Origin of the sequence: Streptomyces sp. NPDC052721 (genome assembly GCF_040678315.1) — a bacterium.
GTDB lineage: Bacteria > Actinomycetota > Actinomycetes > Streptomycetales > Streptomycetaceae > Streptomyces.
Map to the genome: position 1 here is coordinate 1 of NZ_JBFATL010000052.1, position 15,356 is coordinate 15,356.

The following is a 15,356-nucleotide window of genomic DNA, read 5'->3' on the forward strand; positions in this document are numbered from 1 at the left end:
ACGAGGGCCCGGGCCCGGCACGCCGAGAGCACGCACCTGACGCCGCGCGGCCCGCCCTCCGGGCGGACGACGGGAGTTTGACGACAGGACCTAGGCTCGGCAGCCCGCGGCCGGCGCTGCCCGCGCCGTACACCCGCAGCCAGCCGTCGTCCAGGACCAGTCCGCCGCAGTGCAGGGTCAGCGCACCGAGCACCGATCTCGCCGTCACCTGCAACTGGAGGAGGCAGCGGCGGCCCTCGTCGGGGTCGGCGGGCAGCACGCGGACGGGTACGGCGCTGCCGGCGAACGCCTGCTCAAGCTCCGGCCAGGCCGGATCGGCCACCTGCACCAGCTCGTCGATCTCTCGCATCCGCAGATGATCGCAGCGGGGTCCGGCCGCGACTCAGCCGGCCCGGCGCGCCGCGCCGTTCTCGCCGGCGTTCGTTCTGCCCTGGCTGTCCTTGCCGTCCTTACGCCGCTTCCGGTTCGGCCGGCGAGGTCCGTGGACGGTGTCCAGCTCTCCCACCGCCGCGCGTACATGGGCCGGATCGCCCGGCCGGCCGCCGCCGGCGCACCTCCAGACCGGGCGGCCGGCCTCCTCCCCCATGTGCATCCCGAGGCCGTGGAGCGTGCAGACCGGCCACGCCTGCCACAGGCACCCCGTGATCGTGTCCTGCGCGGCCTCGGCGACGATCCGCAGCGCCCAGCCGGCGGAGCGGGGCCGCCCGAGGGAGTTGCCGTGCGCGTTGCCGTCGGCCAGGGCGACGTAGACCTGTTCGTCGTCGGGTTCGTCCGCCGGGTACGCGAGGAGGCACAGCGGGCGCTGCCCGGGCAGGGTGGCCGCGAGGTCCCGGTTGACCGCCGCCAGCGCCTCGTCCCACAGCGGGTGTTCACCTGCGGGGACGAGGCGCGGCTCGGGCGGGCCCGGGAAGGAAGGGTGCATGCGCCCCATGGTCCCAGCTCGCCGCGAGAGCGGATGCGGCGGGTGAGGAGGCGTTCTGGACGGGTTCGTGACCATCCGTGAGACTGGAGCCGACGATCCGGCACCCCAGCTGTCCAGGACGGTGACATGGACGAGGAGATCCCGCGCGTCGCGCTGACCCCGCAGGCCGCGGAGCTGGTGCGCCGCCTGCGCGCGGAGCACGGCCCGCTGATGTTCCACCAGTCCGGCGGCTGCTGTGACGGCAGCGCCCCGATGTGCTATCCGGACGGCGAGTTCCGCACCGGCGGGTCGGACGTGCTGCTGGCGGAACTCACGGTGGACGGCGTGCCGGAGCCCGTCACGTTCTGGATGTCGCGGAGCCAGTACCAGGCCTGGAGCCACACCCGGCTGATCGTGGACGTCGTGCCGGGACGGGGCAGCGGCTTCTCCCTGGAGGCACCCGAGGGGGTGCGTTTTCTCACCCGTTCTCGCGTCGTCGACGCCTAGTCGGCCCGCTCGGCCGCCCGAGTCTGGTCCACTGCCCCTGCGCGCAGGGAAGTTGACGAGACATCAGGGGGCACGGTGGCGAGACCTCGCAGGCGTTCGGCGGCGGGCAGAGCGGTTCTCACGGTTGTCACGGCGTTCGGTGTGCTGGCCGGTGCGGCCCTGGCGGGGGCGGCGCCGGCCGGTGCCGCGCCGGCGGGCAGGCGGCTCGCGCCGGGTGTCACCTACCGGCAGTTCGACATCGACGCGGCGGCGGGGACGGCCCGGGCCCACCTGCTCACGGTGGACCTGGCCGATCCGCAGGTGCACGTGGACCTGTTGTACCCGGGCGCGGTGGCGGCCCGGGCGACCGTCTCCCGGCTGGCGGACTCGGCCGGTGCGGTCGCCGGGGTGAACGGCGACTTCTTCGACATCACCGAGACGCAGCACCCGGGCGTGGAGGCCACGGGCGCGGCCGTAGGACCGGCCGTGGCCGACGGGCAGGTACTCAAGGCGGCGGTGCCGAAGGGCCAGCGGTTCGGGCCCGCGCTGCCCCCGGGCACGACCACCCGGGACGTGTTCGGTGTGGGCACCGACCGGCGGGCCCGCCTGGACCGCCTCTCCCTCTCCGGTTCGGTCGGCACGCCGGAGGGACAGCTGCCGCTGAAGGGTCTCAACCAGTACGCGCTGCCGGTGGATTCGGTCGGCGCCTTCACCGCGCGCTGGGGCAGCGCCTCCCGGGTGCGGGCCGTGTGCGGCACGGACACCGAACGCGCGGCGCCGTGCAGCGACGACACCTACGAGGTGAGGGTGCGCGGGGGCCGGGTGGTCTCCGCCACCGGCGCCCCGGGCAGCGGTTCGATCCCGGCGGACACCACGGTGCTGCTGGGGCGTGAGGAGGGCGCGCGGCAGCTGCGCAAGCTGTCGGTCGGTGACCCGGTGGATGTGAAGCACACCCTGGTGGCGGCCTCGTCCGGGGTGCCGTACTCGTTCGCGATCGGTGGCTTCCCGATCCTGCGCGACGGCAGCCCGCTGTCCGGCCTGGACGACGGGACGTCGGCGGTGCGGACGGTCGTCGGATACAAGGGCGGCGGACAGCAGATGCTGCTGCTGGCGCTGGACGGCTCGGCGAAGTACCGCGGCGGGCTGACCGTCGCCGAGGAGGCGGAGACCATGCGCTCGCTGGGGGCCACCGCCGCCTTCAACCTCGACGGCGGCGGCTCGACGGAGCTGGTCGCCCGTGACACGGACGACCGCGCCGTGACGGTGCGCAACCATCCGAGCGGCGGCGCCGAACGCCCGGTGCCCAACGGCATCGGCGTCTTCTCCGCCGCGTGAGGCCGGCCGGCTCAGGGCCGCAGGCTGCTCACCAGCTCGGCGGTCGCGGTGAGCCCGCTGTGGATGGTGGGCGCCATGCTGGTGCTGGCCAGGTAGAAGCCGAGCAGCAGACAGACCAGGGCGTGGGAGATCTTCAGTGAGCAGTTGCGAATGAAGATCACGGCCAGGATCAGAAGCAGCAGCACCACAGAGATGGAAACGGCCATCGGGAACCCTCCTCCGCCACGCCCCATGTGCGGCGTTCGGCCGCAAGTGTGGCGTAGCGGAGGGTTCGTCCGGGCTGCTGACGTGTCCTCCGATCGAGTGGTCTTACGCGGAGGGGTGGGCGTCGAGGAAGGCCTCCAGGCCGGCGAGGTCGTCGGTGTTGAGGTGGTCGACGCCTGCGGCGAGCAGTTCCGTCCACAGCGCGTCCCGGGCGGGTCCCGCGGTGTCGGGGGTGGCCCAGAACCGGACCTGCTGCCCGCGCGCGTGGGCGGCGCCGGTGATGCTCCGCAGTTTCCGCCGCTCGGCGTCCGGGAACGTTCCGACGCCCGTCCAGGTGAAGTTCTGCGTCCAGTTGTCGCTGATCAGGGAGATGAAGGAGGCCGGGGCGGGGCCGCCGAGGTCGGCGAGGCGGCCGTCGTAGAAGGCCCGGCGCTCGGTCTGCGCCGCCATCGGGGTACGGGCCGCCCGGTCGCCGGAGACGACCGCGGTGACCGGGCCGGGGTGGACGCGGCCGTGCGCGTACCGGGTGAAGAGGTGCGGGTAGCGGCGCAGGTGGCGGTCGAGTTCGAGATACGTGGCGGAGCCCTCGGTCTTGATGTCGATGAGGAGCTGGAGCGGCCGGCGCGAACCCCGGTAAACCTGGCCGTGGTTGGCTTTGACCCGGGCGGCGAGCGGTTCCAGGTAGAGGGATTCGAGGGTGCGGGACGGGTCCAGGTCGGATGCCTCGTGGCCGACGAGGAGTTGGTCGCCGACGAGGAAGATATCGGCTTCGACGCTGCCGAAGCGGTGGTCGAGGGCGTCGAACAGGGGCCGCGGGTGCTCGTAGTCGTTGTGGGCGTGGGCGTGCCACAGCGGGCGCGGATGACGCGTCCGTGCACCGGCCGGCGCGCGGCTCGCGGGCAGGTCGAACGTGCCCGCGAGGGCGGCGCCGAGGGTGGTGAGGGCTCCGCGGCGAGTGGTGAGGGCCATGCGCTGCCTCCCTGGGGGTGATGGGGACCGGGGAGAGTATGCGTGCCCTTGCCCCCGAAGGAGCCGCCTCGCACGGGGAGTTGGTGCTCTGTTCACTTCGCCGGTGTGCGCACACGGCAAAGCCCGCCCCGGGCGGGGCGGGCTTCACCGTGGGTGCGTCAGCCTGTCCGGAGGGGCGCCTGGAGGTCGACCAGCGCGGCCAGCGCCTCGCGGTGGGCGCCCGCCGTGCCGTACGCGATCGAGTCGGCCTTGGCCCGCTTCAGATACAGGTGGACCGGGTGCTCCCAGGTCATCCCGATCCCGCCGTGGAGCTGCAACGCCTCCTCGGTGACACGGACGGCGACGGGCGCCGCGTACGCCTGCGCGACGGCGACCGAGACCTCCGCGTCCTCGCCGGCGGCGAGCGCGTCGGCGGCGGCGCGGGCGGCGGCCCGCAGGTGCACGACCTCCAGCCACAGCTGGGCGAGCCGGTGCTTGAGCGCCTGGAAGCCGCCGACCGGCCGGTTGAACTGTGTGCGCTCCTTCAGGTACCGGACGGTCTCCGTCAACGCCCAGTCGGCGACGCCGAGTTGCTCCGAGGCGAGCAGTCCGGCGGCGGCGCGCAGGGCACGGCGTACGGCGGGTTCGGCGTCGCCGATCCGGCGGCCGGGGGCACCCTCCAGCCGTACGCTCGCCAGGGGGCGGGTCAGGTCCAGGGAGACCTGCGGGGTGATGGTGACGGCGTCGGCGGCGACGGCGTACAGGCCGCCGTCGTCGGCCGGGACGAGCAGGACGTCGGCGACGGCCGCGTCCGCGATCCCCGTCAGCTCGCCGTGCAGGGTGCCGTTCTCGACCCGTACGGCCGTGACGCCGGCGCCCGTGGCCGTGTGCAGGCCGACCGCGAGGGCGCCGATGGTGCGCCCGGAGGCCAGCTGCCCCAGCAGCTCGGCGTCGTCGCAGGCGAGCAGGGCCTCGGTGGCCACGACCGCGCTGGTGAGGTACGGCACGGGAGCCACCGCCCGCCCCAACTCCTCCAGGACGACGGCGACTTCGCGCGCGGAGGCGCCCTGGCCGCCCCGCTCCTCGGGCACCAGGAGGCCGGCCAGGCCCATGCCGTCGGCGAGCAGCTTCCACAGGGCACGGTCGTGCGGGGCGTCCGACTCGGCGCGGGTGATCACGTCGGCCGGTGCGCAGTGGTCCGTGAGCAGGTCGCGGACGGCGGCCCGCAGCGCCTCTTCCTCCTCGGAGTACAGCAGATCGGTCATCGGGCGAGGTCCTTCCAGGCGACGTCCTTGTCGGTGCGCGGCTCGGCGGGCAGGCCCAGGACGCGCTCGGCGACGATGTTCAGCAGGACCTCGCTGGTCCCGCCCTCGATGCTGTTGCCCTTGGAGCGCAGATAGCGGTAGCCGGCGTCGCGGCCGGTGAAGTCGACGAGTTCGGGCCGGCGCATGGTCCAGTCGTCGTACAGCAGGCCTTCTTCGCCGCGGAGTTCGACCTCCAGGCCGCTGATCTCCTGGTTGAGGCGGGCGAAGGCGAGCTTCATGCCGGAGCCCTCGGGGCCGGGCTGGCCGGCGACGAGCTGCTGGCGCAGGCGTTCGCCGGTGAACCGGGCGACCTCCGCCTCGACCCACAGTTTCAGCAGGCGCTGGTGCAGGTCGTGGGTGCGCAGTTCGGGGCGTTCGCGCCAGGTCTTCGCGACCGGGCCGATCATGCCGCCCTCGCGGGGCAGGGCCATGCCGCCGATGGAGACGCGCTCGTTCATCAGCGTGGTCTGGGCGACCCGCCAGCCGTCGCCGATCTCGCCGAGGCGGCGGTCGTCGGGGATGCGGACGTCGGTGAGGAAGACCTCGTTGAACTCGGCCTCGCCGGTGATCTGGCGCAGCGGCCGGACCTCGACGCCCGGGTCGGTCATGTCGCAGACGAAGTAGGTGATGCCCTGGTGCTTGGGCACGTCCGGGTCGGTGCGGGCGATGAGGATGGCCCAGCGGGCGACATGCGCGCTGGACGTCCACACCTTCTGCCCGTTGACCACCCAGCTGTCGCCCTCACGGACCGCCCGGGTGCCGAGCGCGGCCAGGTCGGAGCCGGCGCCGGGCTCGCTGAACAGCTGGCACCAGACCTCCTCGCCGGTCCACAGGGGGCGCAGATAGCGCCGCTTCTGTTCTTCGGTGCCGTACTTCAGGATCGTCGGCGCGGCCATGCCGAGGCCGATGCCGATGCGCCGGGGGTCGTTGTCGGGGGCGCCGGCCGCTGCCAGCTCGGCGTCCACGACGCCCTGGAGGGTGCGCGGGGCGCCCAGCCCGCCGAGGCCTTCCGGGTAGTGCACCCAGGCGAGGCCGGCGTCGAAGCGGGCCCGGAGGAAGTCCAGGCGGTCGGTGCGCGCGGGCGGATGCTGCGCGAGCAGCTCCCGGGTACGGCGGCGCAGTTCTTCGGCGTCGGTCATGCGACGGCTCCGTTCTCCAGCACGACGGCGATCCGGCCCGTGGTCACCCCGTCGGCGACCCGCTGCACGGCGCCGGCCGCTCCGGCGAGCGGCACCCGCTCGCTGACGAGCGGTTTGACGGCGCCCTGGGCGGCCAGCTCGGTGAGCTGCTCGTGGCACTGCTGGACCAGCTTCGGGTTCTTGGTGTTGTACAGGCCCCAGTGCAGGCCGACGATCGAGTAGTTCTTCACCAGGGCGTGGTTGAGGGCCGGGCTCGGGATGGTGCCACTGGCGAAGCCGACGACGACGATCCGGCCCTCGAAGGCGACCAGCTTGGCGGACTGGGCGTAGGCCTCGCCGCCGACGGGGTCGTAGACGACGTCGGCGCCCCGGCCGCCGGTGGCCTCCTTCACGGCGGCGACGACGTCCTCGGAGCGCCGGTCGACCACCACGTCACAGCCCAGCCGCCGGGCGACGGCGGCCTTGTCCGCGCCGCCCACGACACCGATCACCGTGGCGCCGGCCGCCTTGCCCAGCTGCACGGCGGCGCTGCCCACGCCTCCGGCGGCGGCGTGCACCAGCAGGGTCTCCCCGGCCTCCAGGCGGGCGCGGCGGTGCAGGCCGAACCAGCCGGTCTGGTAGCCGATGTGCAGGGCGGCGGCCTCGGCGTCGTCCAGCGACTCGGGCGCGGGGAGCAGGCCACGGGCGTCGGCGAGGGCGTACTCGGCGAAACCGCCGTGGGGCAGCGCGGGGTTGGCGATCACCCGGCGGCCGTCCTCGGTCTCGCCGCAGATCTCCACGCCGGGCGTGAAGGGCAGCGGCGGACGCACCTGGTACTGGCCGCGGCACAGCAGCGCGTCCGGGAAGTTGACGTTGGCGGCGCGCACCCGCAGCAGCACCTGGCCGTCGCCGGGCGTGGGCCGCTCGACGTCATGGAGGCGCATCACCTCGCTCGGCTCGCCGTTCTCGTGCACTTGCCATGCCTGCATGCGGGGCCTCCACGGGACTGCTTCGTCTGACCGGGTCCGATCGCATACTAAGCGGTCGCTTGCCGATCAGGGAACAGTCGCGTGGGTCACGTGCGGGAGGGCCGCGCCCGCACGTGCATCCGCTCCCCCTGCGGCCCGAACAGACTCAGGAACTCCACCGGCCCCTCCCCCGTCGACCCGAACCAGTGCGGCACCCGTGTGTCGAACTCCGCCGCCTCGCCCGCGGACAGCACGACGTCGTGCTCGCCGAGGACCAGGCGGAGCCGGCCGGAGAGAACGTAGAGCCATTCGTAGCCCTCGTGGGTCCGCGGGTCGGGCTCCTGCCTGCGCTGGGGTTCGAGGACCTTGAAGGCCTGGAGGCCGCCGGGCTGGCGGGTCAGCGGCCAGTGGGTGCGCCCGCCCCGGACGATCGGCTTGGACCGCACCCGCGGGTCCCCGACCGGGGGCGCTCCGACCAGCTCGTCCAGCGGCACCTGGTGGGCCTGGGCGATCGGCAGCAGCAGTTCGAGGCTGGGCTTGCGCAGGCCGGACTCCAGCCGGGAGAGGGTGCTCACGGAGATGCCGGTGGCCTCGGACAGCGCGGCCAGGGTCACCTCCCGCTCCTTGCGGATGCGGCGCAGCCTCGGGCCCACGTCCGCCAGTACGTCGTCTGTGCTCATGGCCACTATTGCAGGAACGGCAAATCTGTTTGTCAATCCCGCAGCCGTCGGGCGACCGTCGCCTCATGACCGAGAACACCAGGTACGAAGTTGTCGTCGTCGGCGGCGGAGCCGCCGGCCTGTCCGCCGCGCTGGTGCTGGGCCGGTCCCGGCGCCGCACGCTCGTCGTCGACGCGGGCGAGCCGCGCAACGCGCCGTCCGCGCACATGCAGGGGTACCTGTCCCGGGACGGCATGTCCCCGGCCGGGTTCCTGGCCGTCGGACGCGAGGAGATCGCCCGGTACGGGGTGGAACTGGTCCGGGACCGGGTGGTGGACGTGACCCGGGAGGGGGACTTCACCGCCGTCCTCGCGAGCGGCCGGACCGTACGGGCCCGGCAGCTGGTGATCGCGACCGGCCTGAAGGACGAGCTGCCACCGGTCCCCGGGCTCGCCGAGCGGTTCGGCCGGGACGTGGTCCACTGCCCGTACTGCCACGGCTGGGAGGTCCGCGACCTGCCGACCGGCGTCCTCGCCACCTCGCCGCTCAGCGTGCACCAGGCGCTCATGGTCACCCAGTGGTCCAAGGACGTACGGCTCTTCCTGCACGAAGTGAGCGAGTCCGAGCTGACGGACCAGGACCTGCGCCGCCTGGCCACCGCCGGGGTCACGGTCGTCCCCGGCGAGGTGGCGGGACTCGTGACCGCCGACGACCGCCTCACCGGCGTCCGGCTGGCGGACGGCACGGTCCACGACCGCGAGGTCCTGTACGCCGCCCCGCGCGCCGTCCCGAACAACGACCTGCTGATCAGGCTGGGCGCCGAACTGCGCGAGACCCCGTTCGGCAGCTACCCGGTGATCGACGAACGGGGCCTGACCACCGTGCCCGGCCTGTGGACGGCCGGCAACGCGAGCGGTTTCGCGGAGCAGGTGATCAACGCGGCGAGCCGTGGCTACCGCGCGGGAGCGGCGATCAACGCGGATCTCCTCATGGCCGACCTGGACGACAGCGCCCCGTGAGGGGCGCGGGGCTGCGTCCGATGTGCGGCTGGGCGCCGCGCGGGCGCGCTCAGGCCCCACGCACCCGCACGGAACGGACCGCGCACCCGGCACAGCGCTGAGGCACGATGACTGCATGCTGCTGACCCGGTTGGCCCAGGTGTCCCGGGAGGTCGCCGCGACCGCGGCGCGGTCCCGGAAGATCGCGCTGCTCGCGGAGTTGTTCCGGGACGCGGAGGCGGACGACGTGCCGGTCGTCATCCCCTACCTCGCCGGCCGGCTGCCGCAGGGCCGGCTCGGCGTCGGCTGGAAGGTGCTGAGCCGCCCGGTCCCGCCCGCCGCCGAGCCCTCCCTCACCGTGCGGGAGGTCGACGCCCGGCTCACCGGGCTGGGCAAGGTGTCCGGTCCCGGCTCCCAGGCGGAACGGACGCGGATCGTCGGGGAGCTGATGGGCACGGCCACCGAGGAGGAGCAGCGCTTCCTGCGGGGCCTGCTCACGGGTGAGGTCCGGCAGGGCGCGCTGGACGCGGTCGCGGTGGAGGGGCTGGCCCGGGCGACCGGCGCGGACCCGGCGGACGTGCGGCGGGCCGTGATGCTGGCGGGGTCGCTGCAGACGGTGGCGCAGGCCCTGCTCGCCGAGGGACCCGGATCGCTCGGCCGTTTCCGGCTCACGGTCGGCCGGCCCGTGCTGCCGATGCTGGCGCACAGCGCGTCCTCGGTCGCGGAGGCGGTGGAGAAGCTGGGCGCGTGCGCGGTGGAGGAGAAGCTGGACGGCATCCGGGTCCAGGTCCACCGGGACGGCGACACGGTCCGGATCCACACCCGCACCCTCGACGACATCACCGACCGGCTGCCCGAAGTGACGGCCGCCGCACGGGGGTTGCCGGGCGAGCGGTTCATCCTGGACGGCGAGGTGATCTCCTTCGACGCGGCGGGCCGGCCCCGGTCCTTCCAGGAGACGGCGGGCCGGGTCGGCTCGCGCACGGACGTGGCGAGGGCCGCCGAGGAGACCCCGGTCTCCCCCGTCTTCTTCGACGCCCTCTCGGTCGACGGCCGTGACCTGCTCGACCTGCCCTTCGCCGAACGGCACACGGAACTGGCCCGGCTCGTGCCGGAGCCGATGCGGGTCCGGCGCACGGTGGCCTCGGGCCCTCGGGACATCCCGGAGGCGCAGCGGTTCCTCGCCGAGACCCTGGCCCGCGGCCACGAGGGCGTGGTGGTCAAGGCGCTCGACGCGCCCTACAGCGCGGGCCGGCGCGGCGCCGCCTGGCTGAAGGTCAAGCCCGTGCACACCCTCGACCTGGTGGTGCTGGCCGCCGAGTGGGGCCATGGCCGGCGCACCGGCAAGCTGTCCAACCTCCACCTCGGCGCCCGCACCCCGGACGGCGGCTTCGCCATGCTCGGCAAGACCTTCAAGGGCATGACCGACGCGATGCTCGCCTGGCAGACCGAGCGGCTGAGGGAACTGGCGGTCGAGGACAACGGCTGGGTGGTCCGGGTCCGCCCCGAACTCGTCGTGGAGATCGCCTACGACGGCCTCCAGCGCTCGCCCCGCTACCCGGCCGGCGTCACGCTCCGCTTCGCCCGCGTGGTCCGCTACCGCGAGGACAAGCGTCCCGAGGAGGCCGATACCGTGGAGACCCTGTTGGCAGCCCACCCGGAGGTCACGCCGTGACGGTGCGGACGACGAAGCGCAGTGCGGGACTGCTGTTGTTCCGCCACACCGACCAGGGGCTGGAGGTATTGCTCGGCCATATGGGCGGACCGCTCTGGGCGAAGAAGGACGCGGGCGCCTGGACCGTGCCGAAGGGCGAGTACGACCCGGCGGAGCCGGCCTGGGAGGCGGCCCGGCGGGAGTTCCGGGAGGAGCTGGGGGTGGCGCCGCCCGACGGGGAGGCCGTACCGCTGGGCGAGGTCGTGCAGCGCAACGGCAAGATCGTCACGGCCTGGGCGGTGGCGGCGGACTTCGACCCGCAGGCGATCACCCCGGGGACCTTCACGATGGAGTGGCCACCGCGGTCCGGCCGGACGCAGGAGTTCCCGGAGCTGGACCGGGTGGCGTGGTTCGTTCTGGACCGGGCCCGTGAGGTGATCGTCACGGCGCAGGCCGCGTTTCTCGACCGGCTGGCGGAGCACTCGGGCTAGCAGCCGCCCCGGCGGCGACCGGTAGGAACCACACGGGGGCCTGTCGCGTTGCGACGTGCCGGGCCGCGCGCGAAGGTCGAGACAAGCCCGCTCCCAGGGAGGTCAGCCATGCCCATCGCGACGGTGAACCCGGCGAACGGCGAGACGCTCAAGACGTACGAGCCCATGGACGAGGACGAGCTGGAACGCCGGCTCGAACTCGCCGAGGCCACCTTCCGCACGTACCGGACGACCTCGTTCGCCGACCGCGCCCGACTGCTGAACAAGGCCGCCGACCTGCTGGACGAGGACCAGCCGGAGATCGGCCGGATCGTGACCACCGAGATGGGCAAGCCCGTCAAGCAGGCCCGCGCGGAGGCCGCGAAGTGCGCCAAGGCGATGCGCTGGTACGCGGAACGCGCCGAGGGGCTGCTGGCCGACGAGGAACCGGCCGAGCCGGACGTGACGGACTCCGGCGCCTCCCGGGTCCGGGTCCGCTACCGGCCGCTCGGTCCGGTGCTCGCGGTGATGCCCTGGAACTTCCCCCTGTGGCAGGTCGTCCGCTTCGCGGCGCCCGCGCTCATGGCCGGCAACGTGGGCCTGCTCAAGCACGCCTCCAACGTCCCGCAGACGGCGCTGTACCTGGAGGACCTGTTCCACCGGGCGGGCTTCCCCGAGGGCTGCTTCCAGACGCTGCTGATCGGCTCGGCCGCGGTGGACGACATCCTGCGCGACGAGCGGGTGAAGGCCGCCACCCTGACCGGCAGCGAGCCCGCGGGCCGGGCGGTCGCCTCCACCGCCGGGGAGATGATCAAGAAGACGGTGCTGGAGCTGGGCGGCAGCGACCCCTACATCGTGATGCCCTCCGCCGACCTGGACCGCGCGGCCGAGGTCGCGGTCACGGCGCGCGTGCAGAACAACGGGCAGTCCTGCATCGCCGCCAAGCGGTTCATCGTGCACACCGACGTCTACGACGCGTTCACCGAGAAGTTCGTCGCGGGCATGAAGGCCCTCAGGACCGGCGACCCGCTGGCGGAGGACACCGAGATCGGGCCGCTCGCCAGCGAGCAGGGCAGGAACGACCTGGAGGAGCTGGTCGACGACGCGCGGCGGAGCGGGGCCGAGGCGCTGTGCGGCGGGCAGCGGCCGGACGGGCCCGGCTGGTACTACCCGCCGACCGTCCTCACCGGTATCACCCGGGAGATGCGCATCCACCGCGAGGAGGCGTTCGGGCCGGTCGCCACGCTGTACCGGGCAGGCGACGTGGACGAGGCCGTGCTGATCGCCAACGACTCGCCGTTCGGGCTGAGTTCCAACGTGTGGACGCGGGACGAGAACGAGGTGGAGCGGTTCGCGCGGGACCTGGAGGCCGGCGCCGTGTACGTCAACGGGATGACCGCCTCCCATCCGGCGTTCCCGTTCGGCGGCGTGAAGCGGTCGGGGTACGGGCGTGAGCTGTCCGGGCACGGAATCCGGGAGTTCTGCAACATCACCACGGTTTGGCAGGGTGCGTGAGCGCCGCGCGGCTACCATCCCGTTTTGTGAACCGCGAAGTGACCCTGCCTCTGATCGTCGACGACCGCGGTGTCCTGCAGGTCTCCGCGGCCGACGTGAGTAAGTTGTTGCGGACCGTGGGTGCGCGCTGGCTGCATCTCGTCGAGGCCGGGGAACAGAGGCTGGACGAGGACACGGTCGCCGCGCTGACCATCGAGCTGGCGAAGCTGGCCGACCGGATCGACGTGGCGTGCATCGCCCACAGCAGTGGGGCGCCCTGACAGCCGTACGCGTGCCTGTCGTCACAGCTCACAGCTGTCCCCCTCCTAACAGCCGTACCCGCGTTTTCCCTCGTCCGGCGGCATGAATCGCCCTGCGCGCCTGACCCCCGGGTCCCCGATTCGGAGTAACCCAGCGCGAGATCGTCGTCCTCCCGGGTGACGGTGGGTGTAGCACCCACAGAGGTGAACCCACCTTCTGGCCGGTGGGCGAAGGCCCCCGGAGAGCGGAAAGCAGGGACGGTTCATGGCGACTTTGTGCAAGCCCTCGGTGTCGGTCCCGGAGCATGTGATCACGATGGAGGAGACGCTGGAGCTGGCGCGCTCGCGCCACGCGGACCACCCGCAACTGCCACTGGCCCTGAGGCTGATCGAGAACACCGGCGTCAGGACACGGCACATCGTGCAGCCCATCGAGGAGACCCTGAAACACCCGGGCTTCGAGGAGCGCAACAAGCTCTACGAGGCCGAGGCCAAGGCCCGCGTCCCCGCGGTGATCCAGCAGGCGCTGGACGACGCGGAGCTGCTCACCACCGACATCGACGTGATCATCTACGTGTCGTGCACGGGCTTCATGATGCCCTCGCTCACGGCGTGGCTGATCAACGAGATGGACTTCGACAGCACCACCCGCCAGCTCCCCATAGCCCAGCTGGGCTGCGCGGCCGGAGGCGCGGCCATCAACCGGGCCCACGACTTCTGCTCGGCCTACCCGCACGCCAACGCGCTCATCGTCGCCTGCGAGTTCTGCTCGCTGTGCTACCAGCCCACCGACCTCGGCGTCGGCTCGCTGCTCTCCAACGGCCTGTTCGGCGACGGCATCGCCGCCGCCGTGGTGCGCGGGCGCGGCGGCACGGGCGTCCGCCTGGAGCGCAACGGCTCGTACCTGATCCCGAAGACCGAGGACTGGATCGCCTACGACGTCCGGGCCACCGGCTTCCACTTCCTGCTGGACAAGCGGGTGCCCGCGACCATGGAGCCGCTCGCCCCGGCGCTCAAGGACCTGGCCGGCGACCACGGCTGGGACGCGTCCGACCTGGACTTCTACATCATTCACGCGGGCGGTCCCCGCATACTCGACGACCTCAGCAAGTTCCTCCAGGTCGACCCGCACGCCTTCCGGTTCAGCCGGGCCACGCTCACCGAGTACGGCAACATCGCCAGCGCCGTCGTCCTGGACGCGCTGCGCCGGCTGTTCGACGAGGGCGGCGCCCACGACCGGGCGCGCGGACTGCTCGCCGGCTTCGGTCCCGGCATCACCGCCGAGATGTCGGTGGGCCGCTGGGTCACCGCGGACGGCGACGCCCGATGATCGAGGAGGCGACGCGCACCGACGTCGAGGTCATGCCCCCGGTCCGGCACTGGCCGGCGCTCGACCTCACGGGCACGGACTTCGACCCGGTGCTGGCCGAGCTGATGGCCGAGGGCCCGGTCACCCGCGTCCAGCTGCCCAACGGCGAGGGCTGGGCCTGGCTGGTCACCCGGTACGACGACGTACGCATGGTGACCAACGACCCCCGCTTCAGCCGGGAGGCGGTCGTGGACAAGCCGGTCACCCGGCTCGCCCCGCACTTCATCCCCGACCGGGGCGCGGTCGGCTTCCTCGACCCGCCCGACCACACCCGGCTGCGCCGCTCGGTCGCCGCCGCCTTCACGGCGAAGGGCGTGGAGCGCGTCCGCGACCGGGCGCGCGGCATGCTGGACGAGCTGATCGAGGACCTGCTCCGGGCCGGCCCGCCCGCGGATCTCACGGCGACGGTCCTCGGCCCGTTCCCGATCGCGGTGATCTGCGAGCTGATGGGCGTGCCGGCCGGCGACCGGCACAGCATGCACACCTGGACCCAGCTGATCCTCTCCGCCGCGCACGGCAAGGAGGTCAGCGAGCGGGCCAAGCGGGAGATGAGCGCCTACTTCGCCGACCTGATCGGGCTGCGCGAGGACAGCGCGGGCGAGGACGTCACCTCGCTGCTCGGTGCCGCCGTGGGCCGCCGCGAGATCACCCTGGAGCAGGCCGCCGGCCTCGCCGTCCTCCTCCAGATCGGCGGCGAGGCGGTCACCGCCAACAGCGGGCAGATGTTCTACCTGCTGCTGACCCGCCCCGGTCTGACCGCCCGGCTGCGCGCGGAACCGGCGATCCGCCCCCGGGCGATCGACGAACTCCTGCGCTACATCCCGCACCGCAACGCGGTCGGCCTGTCCCGGATCGCCCTGGAGGACGTGGAGATCGCAGGGGTCCGCATCCGCGCGGGTGATCCGGTGTACGTCTCCTACCTGGCCGCCAACCGGGACCCGGACGTCTTCCCCGCGCCGGACACCATCGACTTCTCCCGCCGTCCGAACCCGCATGTGACGTTCGGCTTCGGCCCGCACTACTGCCCGGGCGGCATGCTGGCCCGGCTGGAGGAGGAACTGCTGATGAACGCCCTGCTGGACCGGGTACCGGGCCTCAGACTGGCCGTACCGCCGGATCAGGTCCCCTTCCTGAAGGGCGCGTTGATCCGGGGGCCCGAGTGCCTGCCGGTGACCTGGTGAGGTCCCT

The 15,356-nt window shown here is 73.0% G+C and carries 17 protein-coding genes; 9 read left to right on the forward strand and 8 right to left on the reverse strand.

Translation table 11 applies throughout. The features are described 5' to 3' along the window. Both AB0L21_RS34390 and AB0L21_RS34395 read right to left on the reverse strand, forming a co-directional pair. The coding region (locus tag AB0L21_RS34390; RefSeq protein ID WP_365788207.1) for a DUF2625 family protein at positions 1 to 349 on the reverse strand (349 nt) is incomplete at its 3' end. 33 nt (positions 350 to 382) lie between these two features. Then, positions 383 to 922, reverse strand: coding sequence for a hypothetical protein (locus AB0L21_RS34395; protein ID WP_365788208.1), 540 nt, complete (start codon positions 920 to 922; stop codon positions 383 to 385). A 126-nt stretch (positions 923 to 1,048) separates the two neighbouring features. On the opposite strand from AB0L21_RS34395, the gene AB0L21_RS34400 reads away from it, so the two are divergent. Both AB0L21_RS34400 and AB0L21_RS34405 read left to right on the forward strand, forming a co-directional pair. Then, a complete protein-coding gene (locus tag AB0L21_RS34400) occupies positions 1,049 to 1,408 on the forward strand; it encodes a DUF779 domain-containing protein (protein ID WP_365700862.1) in 360 nt (119 codons plus the stop codon). A 141-nt stretch (positions 1,409 to 1,549) separates the two neighbouring features. Next, positions 1,550 to 2,722 carry a phosphodiester glycosidase family protein gene (locus tag AB0L21_RS34405; protein WP_365788209.1) on the forward strand — a complete coding sequence of 391 codons (1,173 nt, stop codon included), beginning with the start codon at positions 1,550 to 1,552 and terminating at the stop codon, positions 2,720 to 2,722. A gap of 11 nt (positions 2,723 to 2,733) precedes the next feature. Here the strand turns inward: AB0L21_RS34405 and AB0L21_RS34410 are convergent, their stop codons facing one another. From AB0L21_RS34410 to AB0L21_RS34435, 6 genes are all read right to left on the reverse strand, one after another. Continuing rightward, complete coding sequence (locus tag AB0L21_RS34410; RefSeq protein ID WP_365700866.1) at positions 2,734 to 2,928, reverse strand: hypothetical protein; 195 nt, start codon at positions 2,926 to 2,928, stop codon at positions 2,734 to 2,736. Positions 2,929 to 3,031: 103 nt separating this feature from the next. Beyond that, positions 3,032 to 3,895: a phosphatidylinositol-specific phospholipase C/glycerophosphodiester phosphodiesterase family protein gene (locus AB0L21_RS34415; RefSeq protein ID WP_365788210.1), complete on the reverse strand. Its 864-nt coding sequence runs from the start codon at positions 3,893 to 3,895 to the stop codon at positions 3,032 to 3,034. A gap of 158 nt (positions 3,896 to 4,053) precedes the next feature. After that, positions 4,054 to 5,139: an acyl-CoA dehydrogenase family protein gene (locus tag AB0L21_RS34420; protein ID WP_365788211.1), complete on the reverse strand. Its 1,086-nt coding sequence runs from the start codon at positions 5,137 to 5,139 to the stop codon at positions 4,054 to 4,056. Beyond that, positions 5,136 to 6,317, reverse strand: coding sequence for an acyl-CoA dehydrogenase family protein (locus AB0L21_RS34425; protein WP_365700872.1), 1,182 nt, complete (start codon positions 6,315 to 6,317; stop codon positions 5,136 to 5,138). Before AB0L21_RS34425 ends, AB0L21_RS34420 begins: the two co-directional genes overlap by 4 nt. Next, a complete protein-coding gene (locus AB0L21_RS34430; RefSeq protein ID WP_365700874.1) occupies positions 6,314 to 7,285 on the reverse strand; it encodes an NADPH:quinone oxidoreductase family protein in 972 nt (323 codons plus the stop codon). Before AB0L21_RS34430 ends, AB0L21_RS34425 begins: the two co-directional genes overlap by 4 nt. 86 nt (positions 7,286 to 7,371) lie before the next feature. Next, positions 7,372 to 7,944, reverse strand: coding sequence for an XRE family transcriptional regulator (locus AB0L21_RS34435; protein ID WP_365700876.1), 573 nt, complete (start codon positions 7,942 to 7,944; stop codon positions 7,372 to 7,374). Between the two features lie 65 nt (positions 7,945 to 8,009). Between AB0L21_RS34435 and AB0L21_RS34440 the strand changes: the two genes are divergently transcribed. The 7 genes from AB0L21_RS34440 (at position 8,010) to AB0L21_RS34470 (ending at position 15,349) form a co-directional block, all read left to right on the forward strand. Next, the gene (locus tag AB0L21_RS34440) at positions 8,010 to 8,942 is read left to right on the forward strand and encodes an NAD(P)/FAD-dependent oxidoreductase (RefSeq protein WP_365788212.1); all 933 of its coding nucleotides are present in this window, start codon (positions 8,010 to 8,012) and stop codon (positions 8,940 to 8,942) included. A gap of 115 nt (positions 8,943 to 9,057) precedes the next feature. Continuing rightward, entirely contained in the window at positions 9,058 to 10,596 is a 1,539-nt protein-coding gene (locus AB0L21_RS34445; RefSeq protein WP_365788213.1) for an ATP-dependent DNA ligase, read from the forward strand. After that, the gene (locus AB0L21_RS34450) at positions 10,593 to 11,066 is read left to right on the forward strand and encodes an NUDIX domain-containing protein (protein WP_365788214.1); all 474 of its coding nucleotides are present in this window, start codon (positions 10,593 to 10,595) and stop codon (positions 11,064 to 11,066) included. The genes AB0L21_RS34445 and AB0L21_RS34450 overlap by 4 nt, the downstream gene beginning before the upstream one ends. 108 nt (positions 11,067 to 11,174) lie before the next feature. Further along, a complete protein-coding gene (locus AB0L21_RS34455) occupies positions 11,175 to 12,560 on the forward strand; it encodes an NADP-dependent succinic semialdehyde dehydrogenase (RefSeq protein WP_365700884.1) in 1,386 nt (461 codons plus the stop codon). A gap of 26 nt (positions 12,561 to 12,586) precedes the next feature. Further along, on the forward strand, positions 12,587 to 12,820 hold the full coding sequence (locus AB0L21_RS34460) for a DUF6213 family protein (protein WP_356148676.1): 234 nt from the start codon (positions 12,587 to 12,589) through the stop codon (positions 12,818 to 12,820). Positions 12,821 to 13,064: 244 nt separating this feature from the next. Further along, a complete protein-coding gene (locus AB0L21_RS34465) occupies positions 13,065 to 14,129 on the forward strand; it encodes a type III polyketide synthase (protein ID WP_365700886.1) in 1,065 nt (354 codons plus the stop codon). Beyond that, complete coding sequence (locus AB0L21_RS34470; RefSeq protein ID WP_365788215.1) at positions 14,126 to 15,349, forward strand: cytochrome P450; 1,224 nt, start codon at positions 14,126 to 14,128, stop codon at positions 15,347 to 15,349. The genes AB0L21_RS34465 and AB0L21_RS34470 overlap by 4 nt, the downstream gene beginning before the upstream one ends. Positions 15,350 to 15,356 lie beyond the last annotated feature (7 nt).